This is a genomic window from Paenibacillus durus ATCC 35681 (genome assembly GCF_000993825.1).
GTDB lineage: Bacteria > Bacillota > Bacilli > Paenibacillales > Paenibacillaceae > Paenibacillus_AQ > Paenibacillus_AQ durus_B.
This window is the reverse complement of sequence record NZ_CP011114.1, coordinates 1,267,200-1,293,296: the sequence shown is the minus strand read 5'-3', so window position 1 is coordinate 1,293,296 and position 26,097 is coordinate 1,267,200. Positions and strand designations below refer to the sequence as shown.

Genomic DNA, 26,097 nt, shown 5'->3' with positions numbered 1-26,097 from the left:
ATTAAGCGGCCTTGGTCCTGAATTCCATAGGACTGAGGCCGTTTAATTTTGCCTGTAACCGCTCGTTATTGTAAAAGTGAATGTAGTCATCAATGTCCTTTCGGAGTTCTTCAAAGGTTCGGTAGGTATGCAGATAGTACTTCTCGCATTTCAATGTCCCCCAGAAGGATTCCATCGGTCCGTTATCGATACAGCAGCCCACTCGGGACATACTTTGTTTCATTTCCGCTTTGTCTAGCATCTTCTTAAAGTCCAAAGAGGTATACTGAAACCCACGGTCGCTGTGGAGTAGTGGATGGCTCTCTGGCGTGGCCTGTAAGGCAGACTCCAACGTCTCAAAGACCAGCGGATTATTATTGGAATGGCCCAGCACGTAGGAAACAATCGACTTATCGTGCAGGTCTAATATGGCGCTTAAATACGCCTTTTTCCCGTTCCCGTATTTGAATTCTGTGACATCCGTGACCCATTTTTGGTTTGGAGCGTCTGCCTTGAAGTTACGGTTCAGCACATTCTCTGCGACCTGCTGAGGTGTGGAGTTTGCATACTTCTTTCTCTTTCTGCGGATGACGGACTGGATGCCTTGGAGTCTCATGAGACGGTACACTCGCTTTGCGTTAAGCGGTTTGTCCATCTGTCTTCGCAAATGCAGGGTTAATTGACGGTACCCAAAAGTCCGTTCTACCTTCTCGTACAAGTGGAGCATGGACTGTGTGAGTTTCTCATTTTCAGCCTCTCGGCCACTGGGTTTGCGATTCAGCCATTTGTAGTAACTGGACCGTGCTATCCCTGCGATGGCACATAAAAGCCGGATGGAGCAGGATTCCTCTTGCTGTACAGCCTGAATGGCCAGGTAGAGGTTCTCCTGACGAACGGAACTTAATGTCCCCTCCTTTCGAGTTCCTCTAACTTTTTTAGGAAAGCATTCTCCGCACGAAGCCGTTCATTTTCATATTCTAGCTTCTTCATGGCGAGTTTGTAGCGATCGGCATCTGTGAGCTCTTCCGGCGCCTTGGTGCGTCCTCTGCCGTCCCGCAGGGCTTCCTCTCCACCGACTTGGTACTTCTTTACCCAACCGTATACTTGCTGGTAAGACACCTGGAAATGGCTTGCCGCCTTCGTGTAATCTTGTCCGTTTGCAAGGCAGTACAGCACAATGTCGATCCTCTCCTGCCATGTTGTTGCACGTCCTTTGGTCATAGCCTTAGTTCCTCCTGAGTCAGCTGTAAAGCTGTTGCTATGACCATTATACTTCTTAATCCAGTTCGCGAGTTGGGTGCAGCTCGCAATCCGGTACTTCTCAATAATTTGATATTGCGACAATGCCCCTTCCAAATAATCTTTCACCGCTTGAAGTTTAAGCTCAGCGGAATACGTTCGGTTGTGGGTCCGGACTTCCAGACCCTCGTAACCGTACAACTCATACCTTCGCCGCCATTTCACGATAGAGTTCTTGGTGACTCCAAACTTCCGAGCAGCAGCCTTCACTCCAAGGAATCCCTGTTTAATTTCTTGGAGGATCGTCAATTTATCGAATGCCGTAAACTTCTTTTGTTCCATAAAAATACTCCCCATACAGTAACAGGTTTTATTATTTCACCTGTCTACTATATGGGGAGCATATCAAATTTCGGTAATCCCTATTCTTTTTAAATAAGCCTTTATTTCTTCTTTCGATAACATTGATTCTTTTGTCGCCCCCATCATAACAGCATGCTATATAAGCTGAACTTAAGATTTTCCTATCAGATATCAGTCGCAACTACGAGGAACGTTTGGACTTCCGGCCGCTGTTGTCTCCAGATTTCTCGATTAACCGTTCTTCGCGGTTGAAATCCGGAGACAAAGGCGATCGCTATCGCTCCTACAGTTCCAAACTTCCCCTTCGTTACTCCTTACACTGATTACATTTTTCAAGTTCATCTTATATAGCTGCACATATGCCTTGCTTTATTTTACTTGCTTTTGCTTGGAAAAGTAACGTATTCACGCTTAGTTAATAGCCAAAAAAGCAAAGCAATAATGCTGACCGAGGCACCCAGCAAACACACGCCGGTCCACCCGAAGTATGCGAAGACTGAAGTTGAAGTAATCGCACCAATGGCGCTGCCAATAGAATAGAAGATCATGTACCCTGCGGTGAGACGGCTGCGAGCCTCCGGACGTACACGTAAAATCATGGATTGATTCGTAACATGCACAGCCTGCACCGCGAGATCCAGGGCAATTACTCCTACAATCAACGCCCACAATGCATGCTCGGTATAACCGATAGGCAGCCATGATCCCACCAAAACAGTCAGAGCTACGCCGGTCGTTCGCTGCCCCAAACCTCGATCCGCCAGATGTCCCGCCCTTGCCGCAGCTAACGCTCCCGCCGCACCCGCCAGACCAAATGACCCGATAGCGGTATGGGAAAGTGAAAGCGGCGGTGCGCTGAGCGGCAGCACAAGTGAACTCCATAATATGCTAAACGCAGTAAAGATCAGCAAGCAGATAACAGCACGAATTCGCAACACCGGCTCCTGCATGAATAAGGTAAACACCGAGCGTAACAGTTGCGGGTAGGATATTGATCTTTTTATTTTTTGGTTACGCGGCAGAATCCGGAACAGCACAACAGCCATCAACAGTGTCAATCCAGCGGAGACAAAATAGACCGTACGCCATCCCCCGATGTCGGACAAAATGCCAGCGGCGGTACGGGCCAGCAGAATGCCGATTACCACACCGCTAGTTACCAAACCAACGGTACGCCCACGATCAGACGGTGCAGCCAAAGTCGCCGCAAACGAAACAAACACTTGCACCACGACGGCAAACATACCGACTACAGCCATTCCCGCCAACAGTACGGCGCTGTTAGGGGCAACGCCTATCGTTACCAATCCTAATACAGAGATCAGCATCATACCGGCAACCAGGCGGCGCCGATCCACTAAATCGCCAAGCGGTACCAGCAATAGAAGGCCTAATGCATAACAAATTTGAGTAATTGTGATGATTATGCCAATGTGCGCATGACTGACTCCGTATTCCTTCGATATCGCGTCAAGCAGCGGCTGCGCAAAATAAATGTTGGCGACCGCCAGTCCGCAGGCGGCTGCAAACAACAGTATGACTGAACGTGAAAGCGACGGAGCGGATTTCAAATCTTCAAGCTTTTCCAAACGGTACACTCTCCTCTTCATTTGCACAATATGTATCGATCAGTATATTATACCAATCAGTAAATAATAACAATGGGAATATATAATAAATGAGCTGTAGCTGTCAATGATTTGACAGATTCATTCAGATAATCGTAAAATTATACTGTACTGTTCGTTATAAAAAGGGAGTGTTATTATGGTGCGGCTCCGCGAGTTTGATGAGCAAAAGGCATTGGAAGCAGCTATGCATCAGTTTTGGGAGAAAGGATACGAGGCAACCTCGTTAAGCGATTTGACCTCCAGAATGGGCATTCAACGGCCAAGCCTTTATTCGGCATTCGGAGATAAGAAGCAGCTTTTTGAAGCTGCACTTCGAAAATATACTCAGTTTCACGCCTCATTTGTTAGTTCGCAGCTCCAAAAAACTCCATCCGTTAAAGAAGCATTTCGTTCCTTCTTCGAAGGGGTTGTGGCCAAGGAATACGGAGAAGATCTCAATCGGGGATGCTTTTGCATCAATACCATGGTTGAGCTTGCGCCCCATGAACCAAAATTTGAAATTCTGACAAGGGAACATCAGATGTATCTATCCGCGATATTTCAAGGGGAGATTGAACGGGGCATACGATCTGGCGAGATTGCTAAGGACACCCATGCGGCAGCTTTGGCCCAGACACTCGTCGTATCTTTAATCGGACTCACTGTAATGATGAAATCTCGGCCCGATCGATCATTTATAGATAATTCGGTTGAGACAATACTTACATTAATAAAATAAAGAACCCGGGCCATTCCAACTCTTATAATGGCTCGGGCTCCTGCCTTATTTCAATCCGGCAATCCGGTAAATCTTGTCGATATCGAGATGCGCTCTGGCATGATCGGCCAATCGGTCGAAGGCAGCTGTTTTGCGGTTCTGGAAATGAATCTCCGTTTCAAGAGGGGCAAGCCCTTTTTCCTGCCGGATCAGGTTAAGCCATTTACGCCGGAATTCATCATTTTCGAATATCCCGTGCAGATAAGTGCCCCATATCCTCCCGTCCGCCGACAGCATGCCGTCTTCATGATCCCCGATCTGGAACAGCCCTTTCGCGGGCTCCAGCTTTTCCGTTCTGCCCATATGGATTTCGTAACCCTCTACGGAAATGCCTTGCAGCTCCAGCCATTCCGGATGATTACAGGCTACGTTACCCCGGACTCTCTCCGTTCGTTTATCCGTATAAAAGACCGTTTCCGCTGGCAAAAATCCCAGTCCGGCCGCTTCGCCTTCCTCCGACTCCACTTGATGCGGATCGCTCAGCCTCGCCCCCAGTATCTGGTATCCGCCGCAAATGCCCACAAGACGGGTACCGGACTCCGCCTTTTTCCTTATGGCTTCCGCCAATCCCGTTTCCCGCAAAAAGCTTAGGTCAGCCAGTGTATTCTTCGTTCCGGGCAGCAGAATGACGTCGGGATGGCCCAGTTCCTCAGGGCTCTGTACATAACGCACCTGCACATCCGGTTCAGCCGCGAGCGGGTCGGTATCCGTAAAGTTGGAAATCCGGGGTAACCGGATGACAGCGACATCGATGTCGGCACCTGGATTCAGGTTATCCGCCTGGTGATCCAGGGCCACCGAATCCTCGGCCTCGATATCGATCCCGTTCAGGTGGGGAACCACGCCCAGGACGGGTATTCCCGTACGCTGCTCAAGCCAATCCAGCCCAGGCTGCAGGATCGCGATATCCCCCCGGAATTTATTGATAATGAAGCCTTTTACCCGGTTCCGTTCATGCTCTTCAAGCAGTTCCAGCGTACCGACGATAGAGGCAAACACGCCGCCTCGGTCAATATCTGCAACCAGCACGACCGGAGCATCCGCCCATTCAGCCAGACGCATATTGACAATATCACGGTCCTTCAGATTGATTTCCGCCGGGCTTCCCGCCCCTTCGATGACGATCACCTCATACTCGGACTTCAAACGGTCAAGGGCCTCCCGCACAATCGTACCCGCTATAGGCAAGTACTCCTCACGGTAGCGCCGGGCGCTCATTTCCGCATGTGGCTTGCCGTGAACGACAACCTGGGCGGTCATGTCCCTTGTCGGTTTGATAAGAATGGGGTTCATGTCCGTCGTAGCCGTAATCCCGCAGGCTTCCGCCTGAACGCCCTGCGCCCGGCCGATCTCTTTGCCGCATAAAGTAACATAGGAGTTCAGCGCCATATTTTGCGATTTATAAGGCGCCGTCTTGAACCCGTCCTGAACAAAAATCCGGCAGACCGCCGTGGTAATAATGCTTTTGCCAACGTCGGACGCCGTTCCCTGGAACATGATCGTTCTCGCTTTACTCACTTTCCCTCACCTCTTGACCCTCGCATTCGGTCCATTCCCCATGCCTAAGGGGATTCTCCCAGAATGGCTTCTTCCCGATATGCGCGAGCCATGAATTGATGACTCCGCCATGGGTAACAATTAGAATCCTACCGTAATCCTGCCCGCTCACTTCCTTCATAAAATGGCACACCCGGCTGCGGACATCGGACAGCGATTCTTTCCCGCCGGGTGGGGTCCGCGTCTCTATCTGCTCGTACCAACGGGTCATTTCTTCGGGAAAGCGGGCCATCGCTTCTTCATAAGTCAATCCTTCGATCCAGCCGAAATCCGTTTCTCTCAGCCTTGCATCCGCAATCAGCGGCGGCCGGCTTCGGCCTGCACTGCATACCGCCCGCTGCACTTCACTGGCTGTCTCGCGGGCTCTCCGCAGATCGCTGCAATAAATGGCATCCAAATGAAAATGGGCCAAGGCGCTGCCAAGTTCCTTCGCCTGCTGCCTGCCCAGCTCATTTAGCGGCTGATCCGTCTGCCCAAGGTAGCGCCGCTGCGTATTCCACTCTGTAGCTCCATGCCGGGCTAAAATAATCTTGGTTAGCGGGACGTTCAATCTGTTCCCTCCGCTTCCCGCCGATTACAGAGAGCGCCGCGCAGCGCGGCAATCAAGCGTTCATTCTCCATGCATGTTCTAACCGCAATCCGAAAGTACCGGGCATCCAGACCGGCAAAGCCTGCGCACCCGCGAATCAGAATGCCCTGCCGTCCCAACGTTAGCTGCAGCTCCGCAGCATCCGGTCCCGACGCAGCGGTGCGAACCAGAATAAAATTGGCTTTTCCCGGATAAGGCAAGCAGCCCATTCGCTTTAATTCCTCTTCCAGCCAAGCCCGCTCCACGGCTACGAGCCGCTTCGTGCGCGTTTCGTATTCGGTCTGGTTCAATGCGAACACCCCGGCTTTTTGCGCCAAATGATTTACGCTCCAAGGCACCTGCAGCTTCCGAATGAACGAGATGTTGTCCGGATGGGAAGCGGCGTAACCCAGGCGCAATCCGGGAATACCGTAAAATTTGGTCATGGACCGGATAACGATCACATGCCTTGAGGCAGCCGCCTCGCGAATGAAAGACAGCTCTCTCTCGTCCTCGAAAAAGTCGATAAATGCCTCATCCAGCACAAGGGTGGTATTATGCGCTGCGGCTGTGTCCGCAAGACGAATCACGGCTTCCCTGTCCAGCCACTGTCCCGTAGGATTGTTGGGCTGGCCAATAAACAGCAGGTCCGCTTCTTCGCAGGCGGCGAGCAGCGCTTCCTCAGGGATGGCGAAGGCGTCGTCCGCAGAGGCGGGAACGGATAGAACTTCGGCACCGGCTTTTAACGCGGCTTCGGCATATTCCAGAAACGCCGGATTAATCACCGCTACTTTCCCTGGTTTAAACCCTCGTACGATCAAATCAATGATTTCGGCGGCCCCGTTGCCAACCAGAATGGACGCAGGATCGATATTATATTTTTGCGAAATGGCTCTTCGCAGCTCCCGGGATTCAGGGTCAGGATAGTGAACCAGCCCCGTCCATTCCTCATGAAGGACATCTTTTAACCCCGGCGGTGGTCCCAGCGGATTAATATTCGCGCTGAAATCCAGCATTTCCCGTGCAGGAACTCCGAACAGTTCAACCGCCGTAGTCAAGTCCCCTCCATGGCCGTTTCGCTCAAGCATGGCTTTTCCCCCCTGTTTTAGAACGATATATATACAGCAGCCAGGAGACCCGCAGTCTCTACCAGCTCGTTCAAAGCTCCATAGGTATCCCCGGTTAAACCTCCAAGCCGCCGGACAAAATGACGGACCAGCAGCCAAGCGGCTGCGGCCTGAATGCCGGAAAGCCAGAACCAGCCGTAGGAAGGCCGGAGAATAACCGGGAATAGCAGCAGCAGAATGGCTCCTGCAAGATAACCGGCACGGGCCTCCCGGAACAGCCCTCCCATGCCTTGCTCTCCTCCAATATAAGGCCGCCGGACAATGGCAGCCACCATGGCGCCCCGGCTCACAGCCGGAACGGTCAGCAGCACGCAGAGCAGCATGCTTCCGGATATCGAACCCTGATGCATTCTGTCAAGCAGGGTCCACAGGGAAGCCCACTTCACTAACAGCACGAAGAACGCCGCTAAAACGCCCATTGCGCCTACACGGCTGTCCTTCATAATCGCCAGCATCTGTTCACGTGGCCGGTGGCTCCCAAGGCCGTCCGCCGTATCCATCAATCCGTCCAGATGCAGCCCTCCGGTCAGAAGGGTCCAAATGAGCAGCAGTACAGCCGCATCGAGTGGAGCCGCGCCGGATGACAGCACCACCAAAGCCAGATAAAGAATTGAGCCGATGACAAACCCCACAACCGGATAAAACAGCACGCTTCGGCTCACATAGCGCTTGTCATATTCCACTTGAACGGGAATCGGAAGCCGGGTAAGAAACTGGAACGCTACGATCAAAGAAACCAGCCATTGTCTCATCTTATCTCTCCAATAAAAAGGCTTCCCGCCGCGAGCAGCAGCAAGATCACGATGATTGCCGCGGTCAGCTTTAGAATCTTTATCGTCTGCCGGATATCCTCCGCTGCCAGCTCCCGGGTGGCGGTTCCCATTCGGGCTCTCTCCGATACAATGCCGCCATAGCTGTTGAACCCGCCAAGCTGAATCCCCAGCGCTCCGGCGACTGCGGCCTCAGGGATACCGCTGTTCGGGCTTGGATGCTTCGCGGCATCGCGCCGCATGGCCTGCCAGGCCCTTGCGGCATTCAGCCCTTTCGTCATCAGCGCCGCAGCCCAAAGCAGCAGCCCCGTTATTCTGGCGGGGATATAGTTCAGCACATCGTCAAGCCGGGCGGAGGCCCAGCCGAAATACCGGTACTTATCGTTCTTGTAGCCGACCATCGAATCGAGAGTATTCACCGCACGGTACAGTAAAGCCAGGGGAGCCCCGCCGATCAGCGCGTAAAATAAGGGAGCAACCACAGCATCGACAATATTCTCAGCAACCGTCTCTACGGTGGCTCTCGTGACTTCCCGTTCCGATAAAGCATGCGTTTCCCTGCCCACAATGTAGCCGACATAGGTTCTGGCGCTATCCAAATCTCCCTTGATTAAGGGACGGAATACCTGCATGGCCGCGTCACCCAAGCCTTTGATGGCAATCGTGGTTGAAATCAGCCAGACCGCAGCTAAAGACCGGATAATCGGGTGAATGAGTCCGGCGAGCCATAATGTCAGCATAGCGGCTGCGTAAACGGCGGACAGCACGATCAGGACAAGGAGCACACCAAGCGCCTTCTCCAACGTCCGCCCGGTTCCGCACTTGCGCAGGGCCGCTTCCGTGGCGGATATGATTTTCCCTATCCCGATCACCGGATGGGGAATGCTGCGCGGGTCGCCGACCAGCAGGTCAATGATAATCGCTGTTATCACAAACATAATTCCTTGCAAAAATTACTGCCCCTTTCCGCCGAACCGCCAGGCCGCTTCCCGCAAATTCACAGGAATTCCGCAAACGACCAGAAAAACTTCATCCGCGTGTTCCGCAAGCGTCTGATTCACCTGCCCGGCAAGGTCGCGGTAAACTCTGCCCAACGGATACTCGGGAACGAGCGAGTCGCCCACTTCATTGGTGACCAGAACCGACGAGAACGGAGCCTGTTTCAGCAGGCGGGCAAGCTCCCGGGTCCGCCCAAGAATAGCTTCGCTGTGCTCCGGCTGAATCCAGCGCTCTTGTCCCGATTCGCCCGGCTGTAACAGCAGGTTCGAAATCCATAAAGTAATACAATCGATCAGAACGACGGATACCGGTTCTTCCGACAACCGCCGGATGACGGATTCCAGCTCATACGGCTCTTCGACCGTCCGCCATTCCGGGGGCCGCCGGTCCCGGTGTAATGCCGCCCGCCTCTTCATCTCATCATCGTATAACTGCGATGTGGCAATATACACGACCTCCTGCCCCCGGATCATTCCCAGTTCCCCGGCATACTGCTCGGCAAAACGGCTCTTGCCGCTTCGCGCTCCTCCGGTGGCAAGAATCAGCTTTTTTTTATAGGACTCCGCTTCAACCATCATTTCCTCCCTGCCGCGCCCAAGGTCAATATTCAATTCCGAGAACCGCGGGCACTCCGTCATTGTAATAATGCTTAACCGCCTGAACCTCGGATACCAGGTCCGCCAATTCCAGGATTTCCGGCTTCGCCTGACGTCCGGTCAGGACAAGGTGCAGGTGCTTCGGCTTTTGCCGGATTAAATCCAGCACTTCGCCAAGGGGAAGAACATCGTCAACCGGGAATCTTTCGATCGCCAGCGCATTGTTGATTTCGTCCAGCACGACTACATCCCAATCGCCGCCAAGCACTTCTGCTCTGGCGGAGGACCAAGCCTCCCGCAGAGCGGAGCGATGCTCTTCCGGCGTCTTCGTCCAGGTGAATCCAACGCCAAGCTGCCGGATCTCCACCCCCAGCTTACGAAGAGCGATATGTTCTCCGTAGGTCCTCTGGGGCGATTTGATAAACTGCAAAATCAGCACGTTATAGCCGCGTCCTGAAGCCCGCAGCGCGAGCCCCAGCGCGGCTGTCGTTTTGCCTTTGCCGTCGCCTGTATAGACAAGGGTATAGCCCTTGCGGTTCGCTCTCCGGTCAGACTGTTCCACTGGCTTCGCCTCTTTTCCGGCTGTATTGTAAGCAGCGCTGGATGAAGCGCTCCGCCACTTTCGGATTGGATGCAAAATGGAGATGCGTGTAGCCAGCCATCATATTTTCCGAGTGGTAGCCTTCCAGTCCCGTTCCGCGCAGACCTTTCGTTTCATAAACGTAAGGGTAATTCTCCTGGTCCGCCGTCAGTTTGGAATAATGGAACTCATGGCCTCGGATGACCTCGCCCGCTTCCATAAGCAGGCAGTCCCGAAGCGCTGTGGCCTCACGATAGCCTAAAGCGGCGAGCTTATCCTGCATCGTAACGTCCGCCGGGATAAGCCCGGCCATGGCATGGGTCACTCCGGCGCGGTCCGTAATCGAACGGGTAAGGTACATATACCCTCCGCACTCGGCGAAGACCGGCAGCCCTTCCTGAATGCGGGCCCGCAAATTCCGCTTCACCCGCTCATCCGCCGCCAGCTTGGCAGCAAACTCCTCGGGGAAGCCGCCCCCGATATAAAGACCGTCCGCATCGTCCGGTACGGTATCGCCCGCTAAGGGGCTGAAATATACCAGCGTGGCGCCATACTGCTCTAGCAGTTCCAGGTTTTCACGGTAGTAGAAGTTGAACGCCGCGTCCCGGGCGACGGCAATCGCTGGCCCAGGGTTCGGGCGAGGACCGGCGCTGAACAGCCGTTCCTTTGGCCATGCGAGCGGCGGGGCCGTACCCGCCAGGGATAGCACCGCCTCAATATCCACGCCGCCTTCGACCAGGTCGGCCGCCCGATCAAACAAACCGTCCAGCTCTCCCCGTTCAATAGCCGGAACGAGACCGAGATGGCGCTCGGGAATGCTCAGCCCCTCGTCCCGCCCCAGCCCGCCGACGACAGGAATCCCGCATTCCTGTTCAATCGCGGCTTTGACGAGCTGGTAATGCCCCCGGCTTCCGCATTTGTTGACAACGACTCCGGCAATGCGGATGCTCTCGTCCAGCTTCTGGAACCCCAGCACGACAGCGGCCGCGCTGCGGGCCATGCTCTGCGCGTTCACAACGAGAATGACCGAACTCTTCAGCAAGGCGGAAATTTCCGCCGTCGAACCGGTATTGGACAGCGGGTCCTTCCCGTCGTACAGTCCCATGACGCCCTCAATGACGGAGACATCCGCTCCTTCGGAAGCTCTGAGAAATATTTCACGCATGATATCATGAGACAGCATCCAGGTATCCAGGTTGCGTGACGGCCTGCCCGTTACGGCGGTATGATAGGTCGGATCAATGTAATCCGGACCGCACTTGAAGCCTTGAACCCGAAGCCCCCGGCGCTTCAGGGCAGCCATTAACCCGATCGTCACCGTGGTTTTACCGGCGCCGCTGCCCGTTCCCGCAATGACGATCCGGTTGCGGTTCCCGCTCATACCCTCACCTGCCCTCCGGATGGGAATGGAACGCGTGCGATGGAAAGGGTGACGTTGCCGCTCTTCCTTTTCTCCAGCACCCAATCCGCCGCTCCGGATGAGCGGAGCGCCGCAGGCTCGCTGACCCCGTATGCGCCCGTATATTTATACACCGTTTCGGACGGATTTTTCAGCGGAACCTCATTCAGCTCGTCCGGTGTATACAATTCAAGCTTCCATTTATACTTCCGGCACACTTCGAGAAGTCCCTCTTCATCCTTTTTCAGCATGATGGTGGCGGCATTGCGTACGCTTTTGACGGACAGCCTAAGCTCAGACAATGTGCTTATGATCGTGTGCTCGATCTCCTCCGCCGATGTCCCCCGGTTGCAGCCGATGCCGAGGACAAGCGTCTTGGGCCTGTACAGCACCCCGTTGTTCAGCAGCGCGGCTTCTTCCCCAGGCTCCAGCAGCCGGTCCGTAATCACCAGGGCCGCATCAAACTCCGCTTGCACCGCTTCCGCAGCGTGACCGTAAACGGTAATATGCGAAGGAAGCGGCTTATCATAGGTCCACCACTGCGTCTCGCCCGCTTCCTGCACAACGGCGATCCGCTCCTCATTGACCACCGCAGCGCTGACGGGCGTCGCCTTGTCGAAGCTTTCAATTTCCCAGCCAAAGCCGCGTCCGAACAAATCTACCGGAATCGTCCCCTGCACATCGGACGCGGTTGTGATGACAGGACGGGCGCCGAGCGCTTTTGCCACTTCCAGCGTCAGCGCATTGGCGCCGCCCAGATGGCCCGAAAGGACGCTAATCACATGTTGGCCGCGATCATCGATCACGATGACCGCCGGGTCCTTTTTCTTATCCTCTAGAATTGGCGCGATCATGCGGACGACAGCTCCAAGAGAAATGAAGATAATAAGTCCTTTATACGCTTTGAACAGGTCCGGCAGGATCAGCTTGACAGAGCCTTCGAACAGTCGATATCCCAGTTCCGTCTCATCGCCCCGGGCGAATTTGCTCATATAATAAAGGTCGGTTCCAGGGAAATCGGCGGCCAAGGACCGGGCCATTTCCACCCCATGCTTAGTGATCGCGACGGCGGCGTAAGGCTTAGTCATTGGCGGCCAGCCCTTTCCGGTAACCGTGGGTAAACGACTTGTCATATAGCTTGGAGCGGTGTTCGTCGCGGTCGACCATTCCCGGGTCAAGTGCCCAACCCGCCAGAATCATGGCGTGCATGCGAATTCCGGCCTGCCGCAAATCGCTGTCGAGATGCCGGAGCGTTGTGCGGACGATTTTCTGATCCGGCCATGTGGCCCGCTGAACGACGGCGACCGGCGTGTCCTCCGACCAGCCCGCCTCCATAAACTCTTTGACCACCTTCTTTGCCAGCGTGGCGCTTAAAAATAAGGCGATCGTACAATGATGGGAGGCGAGGTCGCGGAGCTTCTCCCGCTCCGGTACGGGCGTCCGCCCTTCGGCCCGGGTCAGGATGACCGTCTGAGTCAAATCCGGCACCGTCAATTCGGCGCCCAGTACGGCTGCCGCAGCAAAAACGGAGCTGACGCCCGGCACGATCTCGTAGGCGATGCCGCGCTGCTTCAGCAGAACCATCTGCTCCAGGATCGCGCCGTATACGGCCGGGTCGCCCGTATGCACGCGGGCCACGCTTTTTCCAGCCAGGACGGCCTCTGCCATCACCTCGACCATCCGCTCCAGATCCATGCCCGAGCTCTGGAGTACCTCCGCATGACTGCCCGCACGGGAGACCAGCTGTTCGTTGACGAGCGAATCGGTATATAGGACAAGATCGGCTTTCATCAGGATGTTCAGGCCCTTCACCGTTATAAGATCCGGATCACCCGGACCGGCGCCGACAATATACACTTTCGGTTCGAGCTTCACTATTTTTTCACCGCCATTAATGTTAAATATTCAAGCTCCTGACCCTTTAATTCCCGCACATTCCGCCAGATCAGCTCATCTGAAGAGGTTACTTTCATGACCACCGAAGCTTTGTCCACAAGCTCCATCTCCTCCAATAGATCGATGATCAAATCCAGCACTTTAGCCACCTTGATGAACACAACCGCATCATGATCTTCAAGAGCTTTCTTCATTGCCTGGCGGTCATTTCGGGCGGGCACAATCGCCACCTGCTCGTCACCGTCGGCCAGCGGGAGCCCGAGGCGGGCGGCTGCCCCCAGGACGGAAGAAATGCCAGGAACGGAAATAACAGGGACTTCCGGATGACGCTCCTGCACCAGGCGTGCCATGTGAATAAAGGTGCTGTACAGATTGGGATCGCCTTCCGTCACAAAAGCGATATCGCGCCCTTCCTTCAGGTGCTCCCAGCACTGGGCAACCGTCCGGCTCCACTCCCTGTCCAGCGTATCCTGATCCTTGGTCATGGGGAACACTAGCCCCAGCATGTTTTTCTCCGCCGTATTAATATATAATTCCACGATTTCAAGCGCGTAGGATTTGCCGCCCATCCGCTTCTTGGGATAAGCAATAACCGGACATTCTTTCATCAAGCGGAACGCTTTAACTGTGATTAACTCCGGATCTCCAGGGCCGACGCCGATCCCGTATAAGGTTCCTGTTTTTACTGCTGTCGTTGTCATGGTTGTTCGGTTCCCCCTCTTTCGCTTTCGGGCTTCGCAAAGCCGGTGATCACATAAATGGGATTAAGTCCTTCGAAGCGGGTCATGTTCAAAATCGGTTTGCTGCGCGAAATCTGCACCAGCGTAATCCGGGAATCGAAGCCGTGATCGGCGAGCGCCTGCCGGGATTCGTACAATGTCTCGATTGTAGCCGCGTTCACGACTATACGCCCTCCCGCTTTCAGCCGGGCGCAGCAGATCCGGATCAGCTCCCGCAGCTCCCCTCCGCTGCCGCCGATAAACACCGCATCCGGATCGGGAAGCTGATCAAGGCCACTGGGGGCTTTGTCATGAATCACCGTAAAATCCGTGCGGAATTTCTTCCGGTTCAGCTCAATGTTCTCGATATCTCCGGCGTTTTTCTCGATAGCAAACACCTGCCCGTACGGAGCAGACAGCGTACACTCGACAGCGACCGATCCCGATCCGGCTCCAATGTCCCACACGATACTGTCTTTCTTAAGCCTAAGTTCGGCCAGGCTGAGCACCCGGACTTCCTTTTTTGTAATCAGTCCTTTTTCAGGCTTGCGCTGATGAAATTCCTCGTCCTCAATGCCAAACCCGAACTGCGGTGCCATAGCCCCGGGCTTTCGGCGCAGAATGACGACATTCAAGGGTGAAAATTCCGACCGGGACATCTCGTCCAACGTCCAGAACCCGCATCTTTCATGCTCGCCGCCCAGATTTTCCGCAACAAAAGCGTCATATTCATTGATCCCAAAATCGATCAGATAACGGGCAATTGCAGACGGACTGTTCTCGTGATCAGTCAGCAGGGCAATCTTCTCTTTGCCGCTGATTTTCTGTGCCAGCCCTTTCATCGTTCGGCCGTGGACGCTCTCTATTGCGGCATCCTGCCAGCTTTCGCCCATTTTTGCAAAGGCCAGCTGCACCGAGCTTACATGAGGATGGATCTCCACCGCATCCGCACCCAGCTTTTTTACCATGAAACTTGCGATACCGTAAAACAGCGGATCACCGGAAGCCAGCACGACGACATCTTTGTCCGCCCTTAGTTCAGCCAGCCGTTCGACAGTGCTTCCCAGCCCTCCTTTAAATATGAAGCTTTCGCCACGGTGACCGGGAAAAAAGGACAAATGTCTCTCGCCGCCGGCAAGCACGTCCGCCCGATGAATCCGTTCGAGGGAAGCCGTGGATAGCCCCGCAGGGCCTTCGTCTCCGATACCGATAATCTTGATGCGCCTATCCACTCCGTTCCTCCCTCCCCAATATCTCGCCTTTCATCGTGACCAGCACGACTTCCACCGTAACTCCTCCCCCGATATGCTCAAGACAGTGACGGCAGGCGTATTCGCATAATTTATCAAAAAAACCGGGCAGCCCCGCCTCGAGAACGAGGTCGGCGGCTTGAGTCGCCGTGTTGCACTCCAGAATAGCCTCCTGCAGTTCGGGCGACGCGCCCGTCTCGGCAGCGGCCTTGGCTAGAAAGCCGAAATCGACGGCGGCGCTTTTGGAGTGAACCATCATCACGCCCTGGGCCACTTTCGAGAATTTGCCGATCATGCCGACGAGACTTACGGTTCTCATTCCGAGGCGTTTAGCATGCTTCAGAGAGAAGCCGACGAAGTCGCCCATCTGGATAAAAGACTCCTCACTCAGCTCAGGGTTTAGCTTCATCGCAAATTTCTCGCTGCTGCCGCCTGTGGTCAGAACAACCTGAGTGCAGCCGGAAGCCCTCGCCACCTGCATGGCTTGTATAATGCTCGCCTTATACGCGGACGTGGAAAATGGCACTACCGTTCCTCGCGTGCCCAAAATCGATATCCCGCCGATAATACCCAGTCGGCCGTTCAAGGTCTTCTTGGCGATTTCTTCTCCGCCGGGCACGGAAATCATCACTTTAACGCCCCGGTCTATGCCGTACTCCTCTAAGACCTCCTGAACTTCCTTCCGGATCATCCGGCGGGGAACCGGATTGATGGCCGCTTGGCCTACCGGAATGGGCAGTCCCGGCTTAGTAACGCGCCCTACCCCGGGCCCGCCGTCAAGTTCGATGCCGCTGCCGTCCGTCCATACCGCCATAGCGACAATTTTCGCCTTATGCGTAGCGTCCGGGTCATCGCCAGCGTCCTTGATCGTGGCACACTGCGCCGTATCTGCACCGAATTCACCGTCAATGATGGTAAACGTATGGAAAAATCCGGCGGGCAGCCAGATCGTTGATTCATTAACCTGGGTATGGGTAGCCAGCATCATGACCGCGGCTTTCGCCGCCGCAGCCGCGCAGGCGCCTGTTGTAAATCCGTGCCGCATCTCCTTCGGATTGTTCTTCGGTTCTACAAAATCGCTCATGAGATCCCTTCCCTGATTTACGCTTTTTTCTCCGCCATAATGGCAAGGGCGTTGACAGCCGCCACCACAACCGTACTGCCGCCCTTGCGTCCAAAGTTCGTAATAAACGGAATATCGAGCTTGCGGAGCTCATCCTTCGATTCAGCGGCGGACACGAAGCCTACCGGCATGCCGATAATCAGGCCCGGCTTGGCTTCGCCTTCCTTAACCATGCGGATCAATTCAAGCAGGGCGGTAGGGGCGTTACCGATGGCGTAAATTCCGCCCTCTGCTTCGCGCACCGCTTTACGCATGGAGATAATGGCGCGGGTTGTGTTCAGCCGTTTCGCTTCCTCCATCACATCGGGGTCCGAAATGTAGACGTCGACGCTTCCGCCGAACCTCTCTATACGCGGCTTGCTGATGCCGACCTGGACCATCTGGACATCGGCGACAAGCTTTTTTCCGCTGCGAATAGCCTCTATTCCCGCTTCAACCGCGCCCGGGTGAAACACAATATTCCTGCCAAGCTCGAAGTCCGCCGAGGCATGGATGATTCGCTGGACGACCGGATACTGCTCGGGTGTAAAGTGATGTTCGCCCAGTTCTTCCGTGATGATCTCGAAGCTTTTGCTCTCGATTTCCTGAGGCTGCACCGTCAGCGGTTTAAATTCCGTCTTAAAATCCATAACATTTCTCCCTTGTATTCGAATGATATAAAATAAACTACAGTTCCAAACTTCCCCTCCGTTACTCCTTACCCTGATGTCATTTTTTCAAGTTCATTTTATATAGCGGGCAACTTCATTTAACTCCTCAATGACGTCCTGGAAATCCGTAAACACAGCGCCGAAATCTATTTCGGGCCGGGAAATTAATATTACCTGTATGCCCAGCTTCAGTGCGGCTTCAATCTTCTCGTCGACGGCCCCGGTTTTGCCGCTCTCTTTCGTGACCATCACCGTCGTACCATACTGCCGGTACAGAGCTTCATTCAGCTCCCGGGTAAACGGCCCTTGCAGGGCAATGATGTTCTTCTGCTCCACGCCGAGCTCTTCGCATTTCTCCATGTTATCGCGGCGCGGCAGCATGCGGGCCACCAGACGGATTTCCGGATTTCCCAGCAGATGCTTGGTAAAAATATGCAGCGTCTTGCTGCCGGTGGTCAGCATCACAGAGCCCTTACGTTTCTTGGCTTCAAGCGCCGCTTCTTCATAGGAAGACACAACCATAAGCTTCGGATCGTCACCGTAGACTAAAGATGCCCGTTCAAAACGAATATAAGGAATACCGGCCTCTTTCGCGGCTTCCATCGCATTCCTGTGCGCTTCTTCGGCGAACGGATGGCTCGCGTCAACAATGGCCTTGACTTCTTCCCGGCGTATTAACGTTACGATTTCATCCTTGGCCAGACGTCCGACACGCACGGGCAGATTGGCTTCCTGCAAGCTTTTTGCCGCATTATCGGTAACTACCGATGTCAATATTTCAAATCCGTTCTGCCCAATCCGGGCAGCGAGTTCTCTCGCATCGCTTGTACCGCACAGGGCAAAAATCAAATCGACTCCTCCTCAACATATTCTTGATGTCCTTCTGCGCGGCTATGTCCCCACATGATGATGATCGTGGTCGTGGTGATGATGGTCGTCATGATCATGCCCATGGTCGTGATCGTGCTGGTGATCATGGAGATGATCGTGGCTGTGCCCGTGGTGGTGATGGTCGTGATCATGCCCATGCTCGTGATGGTGATGCTCATGTCCGGCCGCCAGCCGGTATTGGCACATATCACAGTTCATAAAAGCCTGCCCTTCCACCGCTTCGGCAACCCGGTCGAGCAGCGCTTCCACCAGCTTCGGATGAAACCCGAAATACCCTGCAAGCTCCACTGTGATATCCGGGTGCAGTGCGGCAAACTCCGCTGTCATGTCCTCAATGCGCTTAATCAAAATTCCTGTAAACAGGAAGTAAGGAAGAACGAAGATTTTTTTCGCGCCAAGCCGTAAGACTCTTTCCAGGCCATCCTCAAAGGTAGGCTCCGTAACGCCAATAAAGCAGTTCTCCACCCATTTGACCGGAAGCTGCTCCCACAGTAGGCGGGTCATCTTAAAAAAATCGCCGTTGGCATCGCCGTCGCTGCTCCCCCGGCCAATCAGTAGAACGGCCGTTTCCGGTTCGCGCAGTCCTTGCTCTATCGGCAGCTCCGGGCTGCCGGTCTTAAAGCCGGCTGACGCCATACGGGAGGTCAGGATCTCCACCACCTTTTGATGAACGCCAATCGGACGGCCGTAGACGAATTCCACGGCGGGATACTGCTTTTTGGCCCGATCGATCTCAAAAGGGATATGAATTTTGGCATGACCCGCAGCGAACAGCATGATCGGAATAACGACAACCCGAGCGGCTCCCTGTTCAACGCAGTTGACTATTCCCCGGGCAATATCCGGCTGCACAAACTCCAAAAAGCAGGTCTCTATCTTATACTGAGGCGCAGCCTGACGCACCGTATCGGCAAATTGCAGCAGCTCCTCGTTCCCTTCGGGGTCCCGGCTTCCATGCCCCACCAACAATATCGCGTCCATCTTCTTCCTCCTTGATCGTTAATCGCCGCAGACCGCATCCGCCAAAGTAACGGCAGGCTGTTCCTGATGTCTGAACCCGGCAACCGTCCCCACACGTTTAAAAAACTTATGAAATCTTTCACCCGGAAAAGCCTTATCGGTATATTCCCGGAAAATCCGTTCGACCGTATCTATAATTTGATCCGCTGCAATCCCTTCGGCTGCCGGCTGCGCCGGATGGGCGTTCCGCCCGATCGTCTTGCCGCCCAGGAACAGGTCATACGCCCCTTTACGGTATACAATGCCGATATCCTCCAGCACAGCACCGTAACAGGCCATACCACAGCCGTTAAAGCCGATTTTCAATTCTTTGGGCGTCTTCAATCCGCCGATAACTCGGTTCAGTTCTTCCGCGACGGGGATCGACCCGTCTTTCTCCAAATTGCAGAAATCGCAGGCTTTAATCTGCGCGACATCGCCAACCGGGAAGACCAGTAGCTTCTCCGCTTTCAGTTCCGCGACGACCTGCTCGGGGTCGCCCCCGGGGATGCGCAGAATGATTTGGTGATGCGGGGTATATTCCATTTCCCCTTGTTCACCTGCGATTGACGCAAGCAGCGCCATTTGACGCGCGGTGAATTTCTTATTCGCAATGCCCGGCGCCACTCCAACTTCAAAAAGGGCGTTCGGATTCGCGGCCATAGATGGGGCGGATAGGTTCGTGGCGGCAGATGGGGCGGAACCGGCGCAGCCCCCGGAGACGATGCCTTTGGCCTCAAGGATTTGCAGCGCCTCCATCGCCGCTTCAAGAGGGCTGGACGAACCCGCGCTGCTGTAAGAGGCGGGTCCCGGGAAATCAGGCTGGACGGACTTGGCTTCCCCGCTCGCTCCAGCCTCTTCCTTCGCACTTAGAGACCACGGCTCCGCTGCCACTTGCAGACGCTCGCTTGGCCTTAGTCTCTGCTCTTCCGAATTCAGCGTATATTTCCGCTGGTAGCCTCTCGGCGTAATCATTAATCCGTCATATACCACCGTCGAGGAGTTGCCGATAATAACCGTCGTAAGCATTCCTATTTCATGCTCCAGCATGTCCGCGAGCGTGGTAAGGACGACCTGCTGCCGGTCCCGGTATGCGCTCTTCACCAGGCCCACCGGCGTTTCCGGGGAACGATGACCCAGCAAAATCCGCTGAGTCTCGGCGATCTGCCGGGTACGTCTTCCGCTCCTTGGATTATACAGAGCGATTACAAAATCCGCCGCAGCCGCTGCTTCCACGCGTTTGGCGATGGTGTCCCAAGGGGTTAAATGATCGCTCAGGCTGATCGTGCAGGCATCATGCATAATTGGCGCCCCAAGGAGGGCGGCACAGGAGTTGATCGAGGAGATTCCGGGAATAACCTCTACTTCCACTCCCGTCTCTGCCGTCCAATTCTTTTCCATCAACACTTCATAAATCAGCCCGGCCATTCCATATACACCTGCGTCGCCGCTGGAAATTACTGCAACCGTTCTTCCTATCTCCGCCTGCCGCACAGCTTCCTGAGCGCGGCTTACTTCTTCCGTCATGCCCGTTCTTACGATCTCCTGGGTCGTCAGCAGGCCCCGGATCAAATCCACATAGGTGTTGTAGCCAATAATGACTTCGCTTTCCTCGATCGCCCTGCGGGCACGTTCCGTAATCTGTTCAAAAGCGCCCGGGCCAAACCCGATCACCAACAGTTTGCCTCGCTTCTTTTCCATTCGTGCTGCCTCCTCTATATAAAACGACTATCCTATCCCGGTAACTCCCAGCTTTCCTTAGAGGAAGCCCGTTTCGTAGACTCACCTTCCCGGGATCGGTTTAACCTGAGTATCCTGCTGCACCCGGAGCCGGTTCACTGAACCGCCAGGCCGAATTCATCTTCTTCGGGAGCCGGGCTCGGAATGCCGAGATCTTCAAATGTGGCCATCTTCGAAACCAATTGGACGGCTGATTCGATTACAGGCAGAGCCAAGGCGGCTCCTGTCCCTTCTCCAAGGCGCATGTCCAGATACAGCACAGGCTTCAGCCCCAGCTCATCAAGAACGATGCGGTGTGCCGGTTCAACGGACAAATGGGAAGCGAATAAGTAATCCCGGCAGCGGGGTTCAATCCGGCAGGCGGCCAGCGCCGCAGCCCCTGTAATCACCCCGTCAATGACCACCGGAACCCTGCGGGCCGCCGCTCCCAATATCACACCAGCCAGACCGGCGATTTCGAGTCCCCCTACCTTGGCAAGCACGTCGACAGCATCACCCGGATTAGGCCGGTTGACCTGTATCGCCCGTTCAATCACCTTCGTTTTGGCGGCTAACGCTTCGTTGTTGATACCCGATCCCTTTCCGGTGATCTGTTCCGCCGGATGGTTAGTGAACACTGCCGTCATGGCGCTGCTCGGAGTCGTGTTGCCGATACCCATTTCCCCTAAACCGATCACTTCGATCCCTTTATCAGCAAGCTCGTAAGCCGTATCGATCCCAACATGGAGCGCGGCAACCGCTTCTTCCTTGGTCATCGCCGGTCCTTTGGCCATATTGGCCGTTCCCGGGCGGACTTTCCGCTGAATTACACCTTCCGGCAGGTCTGTCAGCACCGTCCCGACATCGACAACGTGAACCTCCGCCCCCACCCGCTGTGCGAGCACATTTACAGCAGCGCTTTGACGAATAAAATTCGCCATCATCAGCCCGGTAACTTCTTGCGGAAATGCGCTGACGCCTTCCTGAACGACACCATGATCGCCGCACATCACGATAATCGCTTTATTTTCCACACGGGGCTGCACACTGCCTGTGATACCGGCAAGCCTTACAGCAATCTCCTCTAGTTGGCCGAGACTCCCCAAGGGTTTGGTCAGGTTATTGACCCGTCTTCTCATTTGATGCATCGATACAATATTGAGCCGCTCAATCCGATTGATTACTTGCAATAATTTTTCCAAGAAAATCACAATCCTCTCTTTTATTTAGAGTCTTATGTAACAGGAATTGAGAAACAAAAAAGCACTCCTACACACAAAAGAGCGTAGAAGTGCCGTTAATCGCCAGAATACAAGCGTTCTCCCCCTCCCTATCCTCGTAGGTCAGTCGTGCTGTTGAAAAAAGGCAGGTCTCCTGACTTATGGATCAGACGCAAAACGAGATCATGATGACCAAGTTGCTTAAGCCTTCCCATTTGACACAGTGGCTTAAAGCTCGCTCTCCATTTACAGTGGCGGGACCGCGACGGACTTTCACCGTTCTTCCCTTTTAAGAAACGCCGCAGCGTTTCACCTTTTCTCTCATATGCTGTTGTAGACAAATATGCTTAAAGTACGTCTATTATAACTTGAGTTTTAAAGAGAAGTCTATAAGTCTGTTTTTCAGTGTATCCGTGAATTCAATTACAGCACCGTTCTCTACGATTTCTGCTCGCCCGGTAATCATCCGAATGATGCTGCCGTGGGTTACAAGCAGTACATTTCTTTCCGCTAAAGGCTCCAGACTGCTAATTCCGTCGCACACCCGCACTTGCATCGCTTCCATAGATTCGACCCCATAGACCGGGGAATGGACCAGCTCTGGATCTGCTATTTGGAAAATAGACCTGATCTCACCCAGGGTCTTGCCTTCCAGCTCACCGAAGCAGCGTTCTGCGAACCGGCTGTCAACCTTAACAGAAAGTCCGTAGACGGAAGCCATCATATTGGCCGATTCATAGGCTCTTCGCAATGGGCTTGAAATAACGGCATGAACATTCATCCGTTCCCTGAGCCGTATGGAGATTTCCTGCATCTGGCCCAGTCCGCGTTCATTCAGACCGATATCCTGTACCCCTTGTATTCTCCCTTGCTTGTTCCAATCTGTCTCTCCATGACGCATCAGATATAGGGGCATTTCTAATCTCGTCCTTCCAAGCCTGTAATATAGCGCTAAATAGCTGCAGTTCAATTCCCTTTTCCATACTTCGATCCGGCGGACTGGATTTGGCTATACTTCGCTTATTACTACTTCCAGCCACCGCTCGAAGCCGGACAACCTGCCCACGCACGGGATAAAAAGAGCAGCCTACCGGGATGAGTTAGGCTGCTTATGGCATTATCTATTCAGGGAATCGGAACTACTTTGATTTCCTTTATTTTTACAGCAGTGATGCGATAACTGGCTCTAAGTCAACCGGTTCCGTCGTCGTTTCGAATCTAGCTTTCACATATCCGTTACGATCGATCAAAAATTTTGAGAAGTTCCACTTGATCCCGTCGCCGGCGTATATTTCCGGATGCTTTTCCTGCAGAAAATTGTGCATCCATAGGCCGTCCGAAGTCTGGGTATCGAAACCGTAAAATGGTGCTTGCTGTGTCAGATATTGAAATATAGGATGAGCAGATAGCCCTCTAACCTCTATTTTCTCAAACAACGGGAACGTCACTCCAAAGTTACTCTCGCAAAATTGTTGCACTTCAGAGTTGCTCCCCTGCTCTTTCTCGTTGAATTGGTTGCAAGGAAAACCGAGTATTTCGAATCCCTGCTCGCGGTGACTTTCGTAAAGCTTCTGTAGACCGGCGAATTGACGAGAATAGCTGCATCTGCTTGCAGTATTGACAATAAGGAGAACTTTTCCGCGATAGGCTGACAATTCGACCAGCTTACCGTTAATTGAGTTGACTTGAAAATCATAAATCGACACCGTATCATTCCTCCTCAGGCTTAATAGATACATCATACGGCTAGAACAACTATTGGTCTAATATATAAGAGGAATAATTGCTATAGGTTTTACCAATATAGCGAGGGTACTCGTCCGTATCATTCCTCTTTCACAAACAACCCCAATAAACTGAAACTTGACGGCTCTACTGTTCCTAGTTCCTCCGTTTTTGCATAATCAATCGCGGTTACTACCTTTGTAAAAGTTACAATCTGCTCATACATCAGGTCTGCATCTATTTTCTCCATATGTCCGTTGTCTCCTGCCGCACAAAGGTAATCGGGTCCCGGCACAAGGGATATCGTTGGAATGTTCGCTTCGTATAGGGGCTGGCCTTCTCCTAAATAAAATTTGCCCTGGGCTTCAAGGTTATGGTTCGGACTTTTGTCCGCCCTTGTACGGCATTCAGGTAGATGCGGTCCATGGCTTGATTCGCTGTAAAGACTAACTCATTGTCAATCTCATGTGTAAACATATAGTTAGCATGCTTGTCATCATCTTTCCATTCCGTACATCCAAGATGTTCTATTGTAATTCCAGCAACTGCTTTCTTATTAGTTCCTTCTCCATTCCACAGCTCAGGATGGTCCCTCAGCCATCGGGTTGTAGCCTGCCCCTGAATTCCAAATTGAGGGATTTGAAAATGACCGGTTACAAACACAAACACGATGCTTCGACCCCGCTGCTCTGCAGGGATTTGTGAAAAATATTTCGCCATGGCGAGCAGGGCAATCCCCCCATTTTCCTCACAAGCGTTTGGGCCGTCCGTATGGGTATTTACAATCATCGTCTCGGTAGGATTCATGCCAGGCAGGACAGCGTATATCGTATCGCTCTTTGCTGTATGATCAACCTCTGCGTGCAAGATTAGCCGAACTTTCGCTTTTCTCATCGCTAATTGCTTTAATGCCTCTCCATCCCCAGGTCCCACCCACAATGCCGGACATCGTTTATGATCGGTTGTAAAAGGCAAATATTGTCCCATGGCATTCTCAGCCGAAATATTTTTCCATACACATATCATTCCCAGCACTCCTGCTTTCTCCGCCTCTTCAAGCTTTGGCCCATTCAGCACGGAACCAAATAAAGGATGATAAAAAGTCCTGGGCAATACAGCCGATCCTTTCGGATAACGGGACCTTTGTTTAAAAAACAGTCTGGATGGCAGCTTGGGCACGGAAACTTCAACGACGGCAATCTTGCCCACAGCTTTTTTCAAATTTCGCGACCCTTTACCACAATAGACCAATTCGCCCGTAATACCGTCCGGCGGAGTTTCTCCAGAATAGGGATAGTAAAAAGTAACCGGAATTTCCTCGAAGCATCCATTCTCTTGCACAACAGACAACCCCCAGCTTTTGGCTTCCCACTTCTTGAATGTATGCCGATCCCGATGTACCTCCAGACCGAGCTTCTCGAGTTCCAGCTGAAAGTAGTTAATAAGGTTCTCATGTGCCAAATTGCCGGTAAATCTAGGTCCGAAGCTGTTGAGCTTCTGCTGCCAATCCCATATCTCCTGTTTGTCTGAAAAAATACGATAATCTATGCTCATGGCTCCACCCGGCGAAGGATAAATTTGAGATTGCGCCGAAGAGTCGACAGTACATCAGAGCTGTTGGACTCCTCCTTGAACAAGTGGGTAACCGTATGAACAATAATGATGCAATATACGGACTCAACCAGCATTTTCGCGTCCTCGCTCTTCTCGCCTCTTTCCTCCAAAAGCTGCATGAAGACCGCGTATAAAGCAGGGTTATAGTTAATGAAGCTTTCCATAATGTGAAGGTCAGGCCCCTCCGGACCAAGCGCCGCCCCAAACACTTCCTTCCAAAAAGGTTTCCCATACCGGTCAAAGAGTACCAACACGTCTTCAGCAATGCGCAACGCAACCTCTTCCGGCTTCATATTTTGGTACTGAGTTACAGCTTCCTCTCCATGTTCTGTTGGCTGTATATCTTCCCTCAGCAGCGTCAGCAGCAGAACGGTTTTGGATGAAAAATAGTTGTAAATCGTTCCGACGCCAATATCCGCAGCATCCGCAACATCGCTCATCGATACCATAGAAAAGTTTCTGGTGAAAAATAACTTCCGCGCTTCCTCCAAAATGCGTTCTCTAATCACTTGTTTTTTGCGTTCTCTGCGACCCGTCAATCCTATCCCTCCATCTCGTTCGAATTCTCCGAAAAATAAATGAATCCATTCATAAATGATTTTATTCATTTTATTGGCGGATCTCAACTCAGTGCTGCTGTGCTCCTTGAGGTCAATCCTTGGGGCTTTAAACAGCAAAAAGACGTGGCCGATATACGGTCACGCCTTGTTTGCTCAGGCTGTCGCG

The 26,097-nt window shown here is 53.3% G+C and carries 26 protein-coding genes and 1 riboswitch; of the genes, 1 reads left to right on the top strand and 25 read right to left on the bottom strand.

Features of this window, described 5'->3' with window-relative positions:
• Position 1: 1 nt before the first annotated feature.
• Positions 2 to 1,560 (bottom strand): IS3 family transposase gene (locus tag VK70_RS29450; RefSeq protein ID WP_411431684.1). Its coding sequence is split into 2 segments (ribosomal slippage): positions 2 to 927 and positions 927 to 1,560, totalling 1,560 coding nucleotides; the frame shifts between segments, so codons are not numbered across the junction.
• 395 nt (positions 1,561 to 1,955) lie between these two features.
• Entirely contained in the window at positions 1,956 to 3,191 is a 1,236-nt protein-coding gene (locus VK70_RS05800; protein WP_046722964.1) for an MFS transporter, read from the bottom strand.
• A 157-nt stretch (positions 3,192 to 3,348) separates the two neighbouring features.
• Here VK70_RS05800 and VK70_RS05795 point away from each other — a divergent pair, with 157 nt between their 5' ends.
• A complete protein-coding gene (locus VK70_RS05795) occupies positions 3,349 to 3,930 on the top strand; it encodes a TetR/AcrR family transcriptional regulator (protein ID WP_025700723.1) in 582 nt (193 codons plus the stop codon).
• 45 nt (positions 3,931 to 3,975) lie between these two features.
• Here the strand turns inward: VK70_RS05795 and VK70_RS05790 are convergent, their stop codons facing one another.
• The 23 genes from VK70_RS05790 to VK70_RS26315 form a co-directional block, all read right to left on the bottom strand.
• Complete coding sequence (locus tag VK70_RS05790; protein WP_036643262.1) at positions 3,976 to 5,466, bottom strand: cobyric acid synthase; 1,491 nt, start codon at positions 5,464 to 5,466, stop codon at positions 3,976 to 3,978.
• Positions 5,467 to 5,479: 13 nt separating this feature from the next.
• The gene (locus tag VK70_RS05785) at positions 5,480 to 6,076 is read right to left on the bottom strand and encodes a histidine phosphatase family protein (protein WP_025700726.1); all 597 of its coding nucleotides are present in this window, start codon (positions 6,074 to 6,076) and stop codon (positions 5,480 to 5,482) included.
• A complete protein-coding gene (gene cobD / locus VK70_RS05780; protein ID WP_025700728.1) occupies positions 6,073 to 7,182 on the bottom strand; it encodes a threonine-phosphate decarboxylase CobD in 1,110 nt (369 codons plus the stop codon). The genes VK70_RS05785 and cobD overlap by 4 nt, the downstream gene beginning before the upstream one ends.
• A 17-nt stretch (positions 7,183 to 7,199) precedes the next feature.
• Positions 7,200 to 7,973, bottom strand: coding sequence for an adenosylcobinamide-GDP ribazoletransferase (cobS, locus tag VK70_RS05775; protein ID WP_046722959.1), 774 nt, complete (start codon positions 7,971 to 7,973; stop codon positions 7,200 to 7,202).
• On the bottom strand, positions 7,970 to 8,929 hold the full coding sequence (gene cbiB, locus VK70_RS05770; protein ID WP_046724105.1) for an adenosylcobinamide-phosphate synthase CbiB: 960 nt from the start codon (positions 8,927 to 8,929) through the stop codon (positions 7,970 to 7,972). The genes cobS and cbiB overlap by 4 nt, the downstream gene beginning before the upstream one ends.
• Before the next feature lie 15 nt (positions 8,930 to 8,944).
• The gene (gene cobU / locus VK70_RS05765) at positions 8,945 to 9,568 is read right to left on the bottom strand and encodes a bifunctional adenosylcobinamide kinase/adenosylcobinamide-phosphate guanylyltransferase (protein ID WP_036638086.1); all 624 of its coding nucleotides are present in this window, start codon (positions 9,566 to 9,568) and stop codon (positions 8,945 to 8,947) included.
• Positions 9,569 to 9,590: 22 nt separating this feature from the next.
• Positions 9,591 to 10,148, bottom strand: a complete 558-nt coding sequence (gene cobO, locus VK70_RS05760; RefSeq protein WP_025693825.1) for a cob(I)yrinic acid a,c-diamide adenosyltransferase — start codon at positions 10,146 to 10,148, stop codon at positions 9,591 to 9,593.
• Positions 10,135 to 11,547: a cobyrinic acid a,c-diamide synthase CobB gene (locus VK70_RS05755; protein ID WP_046722957.1), complete on the bottom strand. Its 1,413-nt coding sequence runs from the start codon at positions 11,545 to 11,547 to the stop codon at positions 10,135 to 10,137. The genes cobO and VK70_RS05755 overlap by 14 nt, the downstream gene beginning before the upstream one ends.
• Positions 11,544 to 12,653 (bottom strand): cobalt-precorrin 5A hydrolase, encoded by a 1,110-nt coding sequence (locus tag VK70_RS05750; RefSeq protein ID WP_025693827.1) that lies wholly within the window; start codon positions 12,651 to 12,653, stop codon positions 11,544 to 11,546. The genes VK70_RS05755 and VK70_RS05750 overlap by 4 nt, the downstream gene beginning before the upstream one ends.
• A complete protein-coding gene (gene cobM, locus VK70_RS05745) occupies positions 12,646 to 13,440 on the bottom strand; it encodes a precorrin-4 C(11)-methyltransferase (protein ID WP_046722955.1) in 795 nt (264 codons plus the stop codon). The genes VK70_RS05750 and cobM overlap by 8 nt, the downstream gene beginning before the upstream one ends.
• Complete coding sequence (gene cobI / locus VK70_RS05740) at positions 13,440 to 14,162, bottom strand: precorrin-2 C(20)-methyltransferase (RefSeq protein ID WP_025695125.1); 723 nt, start codon at positions 14,160 to 14,162, stop codon at positions 13,440 to 13,442. The genes cobM and cobI overlap by 1 nt, the downstream gene beginning before the upstream one ends.
• Positions 14,159 to 15,412: a bifunctional cobalt-precorrin-7 (C(5))-methyltransferase/cobalt-precorrin-6B (C(15))-methyltransferase gene (locus VK70_RS05735; RefSeq protein WP_025695126.1), complete on the bottom strand. Its 1,254-nt coding sequence runs from the start codon at positions 15,410 to 15,412 to the stop codon at positions 14,159 to 14,161. The genes cobI and VK70_RS05735 overlap by 4 nt, the downstream gene beginning before the upstream one ends.
• The gene (locus VK70_RS05730) at positions 15,405 to 16,514 is read right to left on the bottom strand and encodes a cobalt-precorrin-5B (C(1))-methyltransferase (RefSeq protein WP_025695127.1); all 1,110 of its coding nucleotides are present in this window, start codon (positions 16,512 to 16,514) and stop codon (positions 15,405 to 15,407) included. Before VK70_RS05730 ends, VK70_RS05735 begins: the two co-directional genes overlap by 8 nt.
• 17 nt (positions 16,515 to 16,531) lie before the next feature.
• Positions 16,532 to 17,182, bottom strand: a complete 651-nt coding sequence (locus VK70_RS05725; RefSeq protein WP_025695128.1) for a precorrin-8X methylmutase — start codon at positions 17,180 to 17,182, stop codon at positions 16,532 to 16,534.
• 93 nt (positions 17,183 to 17,275) lie between these two features.
• On the bottom strand, positions 17,276 to 18,052 hold the full coding sequence (gene cobK / locus VK70_RS05720; RefSeq protein WP_025695129.1) for a precorrin-6A reductase: 777 nt from the start codon (positions 18,050 to 18,052) through the stop codon (positions 17,276 to 17,278).
• Positions 18,053 to 18,094: 42 nt separating this feature from the next.
• Complete coding sequence (locus VK70_RS05715; protein WP_025695130.1) at positions 18,095 to 19,075, bottom strand: sirohydrochlorin chelatase; 981 nt, start codon at positions 19,073 to 19,075, stop codon at positions 18,095 to 18,097.
• A gap of 18 nt (positions 19,076 to 19,093) precedes the next feature.
• A complete protein-coding gene (gene cobJ, locus VK70_RS05710; RefSeq protein WP_025695131.1) occupies positions 19,094 to 20,794 on the bottom strand; it encodes a precorrin-3B C(17)-methyltransferase in 1,701 nt (566 codons plus the stop codon).
• Positions 20,795 to 20,928: 134 nt separating this feature from the next.
• Positions 20,929 to 22,023 carry a nicotinate-nucleotide--dimethylbenzimidazole phosphoribosyltransferase gene (gene cobT, locus VK70_RS05705; protein WP_036639830.1) on the bottom strand — a complete coding sequence of 365 codons (1,095 nt, stop codon included), beginning with the start codon at positions 22,021 to 22,023 and terminating at the stop codon, positions 20,929 to 20,931.
• Positions 22,024 to 22,159: 136 nt separating this feature from the next.
• A riboswitch (cobalamin riboswitch) is annotated at positions 22,160 to 22,364 on the bottom strand.
• Between the two features lie 29 nt (positions 22,365 to 22,393).
• Complete coding sequence (locus tag VK70_RS05700) at positions 22,394 to 22,948, bottom strand: histidine phosphatase family protein (RefSeq protein ID WP_025695133.1); 555 nt, start codon at positions 22,946 to 22,948, stop codon at positions 22,394 to 22,396.
• 244 nt (positions 22,949 to 23,192) lie between these two features.
• Positions 23,193 to 23,738, bottom strand: coding sequence for a glutathione peroxidase (locus VK70_RS05695; protein WP_025695134.1), 546 nt, complete (start codon positions 23,736 to 23,738; stop codon positions 23,193 to 23,195).
• A 119-nt stretch (positions 23,739 to 23,857) separates the two neighbouring features.
• The gene (locus VK70_RS28230; RefSeq protein ID WP_155986890.1) at positions 23,858 to 24,007 is read right to left on the bottom strand and encodes a hypothetical protein; all 150 of its coding nucleotides are present in this window, start codon (positions 24,005 to 24,007) and stop codon (positions 23,858 to 23,860) included.
• Between the two features lie 92 nt (positions 24,008 to 24,099).
• Positions 24,100 to 25,098, bottom strand: coding sequence for a Zn-dependent exopeptidase M28 (locus VK70_RS05690; RefSeq protein ID WP_144415184.1), 999 nt, complete (start codon positions 25,096 to 25,098; stop codon positions 24,100 to 24,102).
• Positions 25,099 to 25,307: 209 nt separating this feature from the next.
• The gene (locus VK70_RS26315; protein ID WP_158454052.1) at positions 25,308 to 25,910 is read right to left on the bottom strand and encodes a TetR/AcrR family transcriptional regulator; all 603 of its coding nucleotides are present in this window, start codon (positions 25,908 to 25,910) and stop codon (positions 25,308 to 25,310) included.
• Positions 25,911 to 26,097: the final 187 nt, after the last annotated feature.

Coding starts and splice junctions, on each gene's coding strand:
- VK70_RS05800 (WP_046722964.1), bottom strand. CDS start 3,191: ATGAAGAGGAGAGTGTACCGTTTGGAAAAGCTTGAAGATTTGAAATCC.
- VK70_RS05795 (WP_025700723.1), top strand. CDS start 3,349: ATGGTGCGGCTCCGCGAGTTTGATGAGCAAAAGGCATTGGAAGCAGCT.
- VK70_RS05790 (WP_036643262.1), bottom strand. CDS start 5,466: ATGTTCCAGGGAACGGCGTCCGACGTTGGCAAAAGCATTATTACCACG.
- cobD (WP_025700728.1), bottom strand. CDS start 7,182: ATGCTTGAGCGAAACGGCCATGGAGGGGACTTGACTACGGCGGTTGAA.
- cobS (WP_046722959.1), bottom strand. CDS start 7,973: ATGAGACAATGGCTGGTTTCTTTGATCGTAGCGTTCCAGTTTCTTACC.
- cbiB (WP_046724105.1), bottom strand. CDS start 8,929: ATGTTTGTGATAACAGCGATTATCATTGACCTGCTGGTCGGCGACCCG.
- cobU (WP_036638086.1), bottom strand. CDS start 9,568: ATGATGGTTGAAGCGGAGTCCTATAAAAAAAAGCTGATTCTTGCCACC.
- VK70_RS05755 (WP_046722957.1), bottom strand. CDS start 11,547: ATGAGCGGGAACCGCAACCGGATCGTCATTGCGGGAACGGGCAGCGGC.
- VK70_RS05750 (WP_025693827.1), bottom strand. CDS start 12,653: ATGACTAAGCCTTACGCCGCCGTCGCGATCACTAAGCATGGGGTGGAA.
- cobI (WP_025695125.1), bottom strand. CDS start 14,162: ATGACAACGACAGCAGTAAAAACAGGAACCTTATACGGGATCGGCGTC.
- VK70_RS05730 (WP_025695127.1), bottom strand. CDS start 16,514: ATGAGCGATTTTGTAGAACCGAAGAACAATCCGAAGGAGATGCGGCAC.
- VK70_RS05725 (WP_025695128.1), bottom strand. CDS start 17,182: ATGGATTTTAAGACGGAATTTAAACCGCTGACGGTGCAGCCTCAGGAA.
- VK70_RS05715 (WP_025695130.1), bottom strand. CDS start 19,075: ATGGACGCGATATTGTTGGTGGGGCATGGAAGCCGGGACCCCGAAGGG.
- cobJ (WP_025695131.1), bottom strand. CDS start 20,794: ATGGAAAAGAAGCGAGGCAAACTGTTGGTGATCGGGTTTGGCCCGGGC.
- VK70_RS05700 (WP_025695133.1), bottom strand. CDS start 22,948: ATGCCCCTATATCTGATGCGTCATGGAGAGACAGATTGGAACAAGCAA.
- VK70_RS28230 (WP_155986890.1), bottom strand. CDS start 24,007: ATGGAGAAAATAGATGCAGACCTGATGTATGAGCAGATTGTAACTTTT.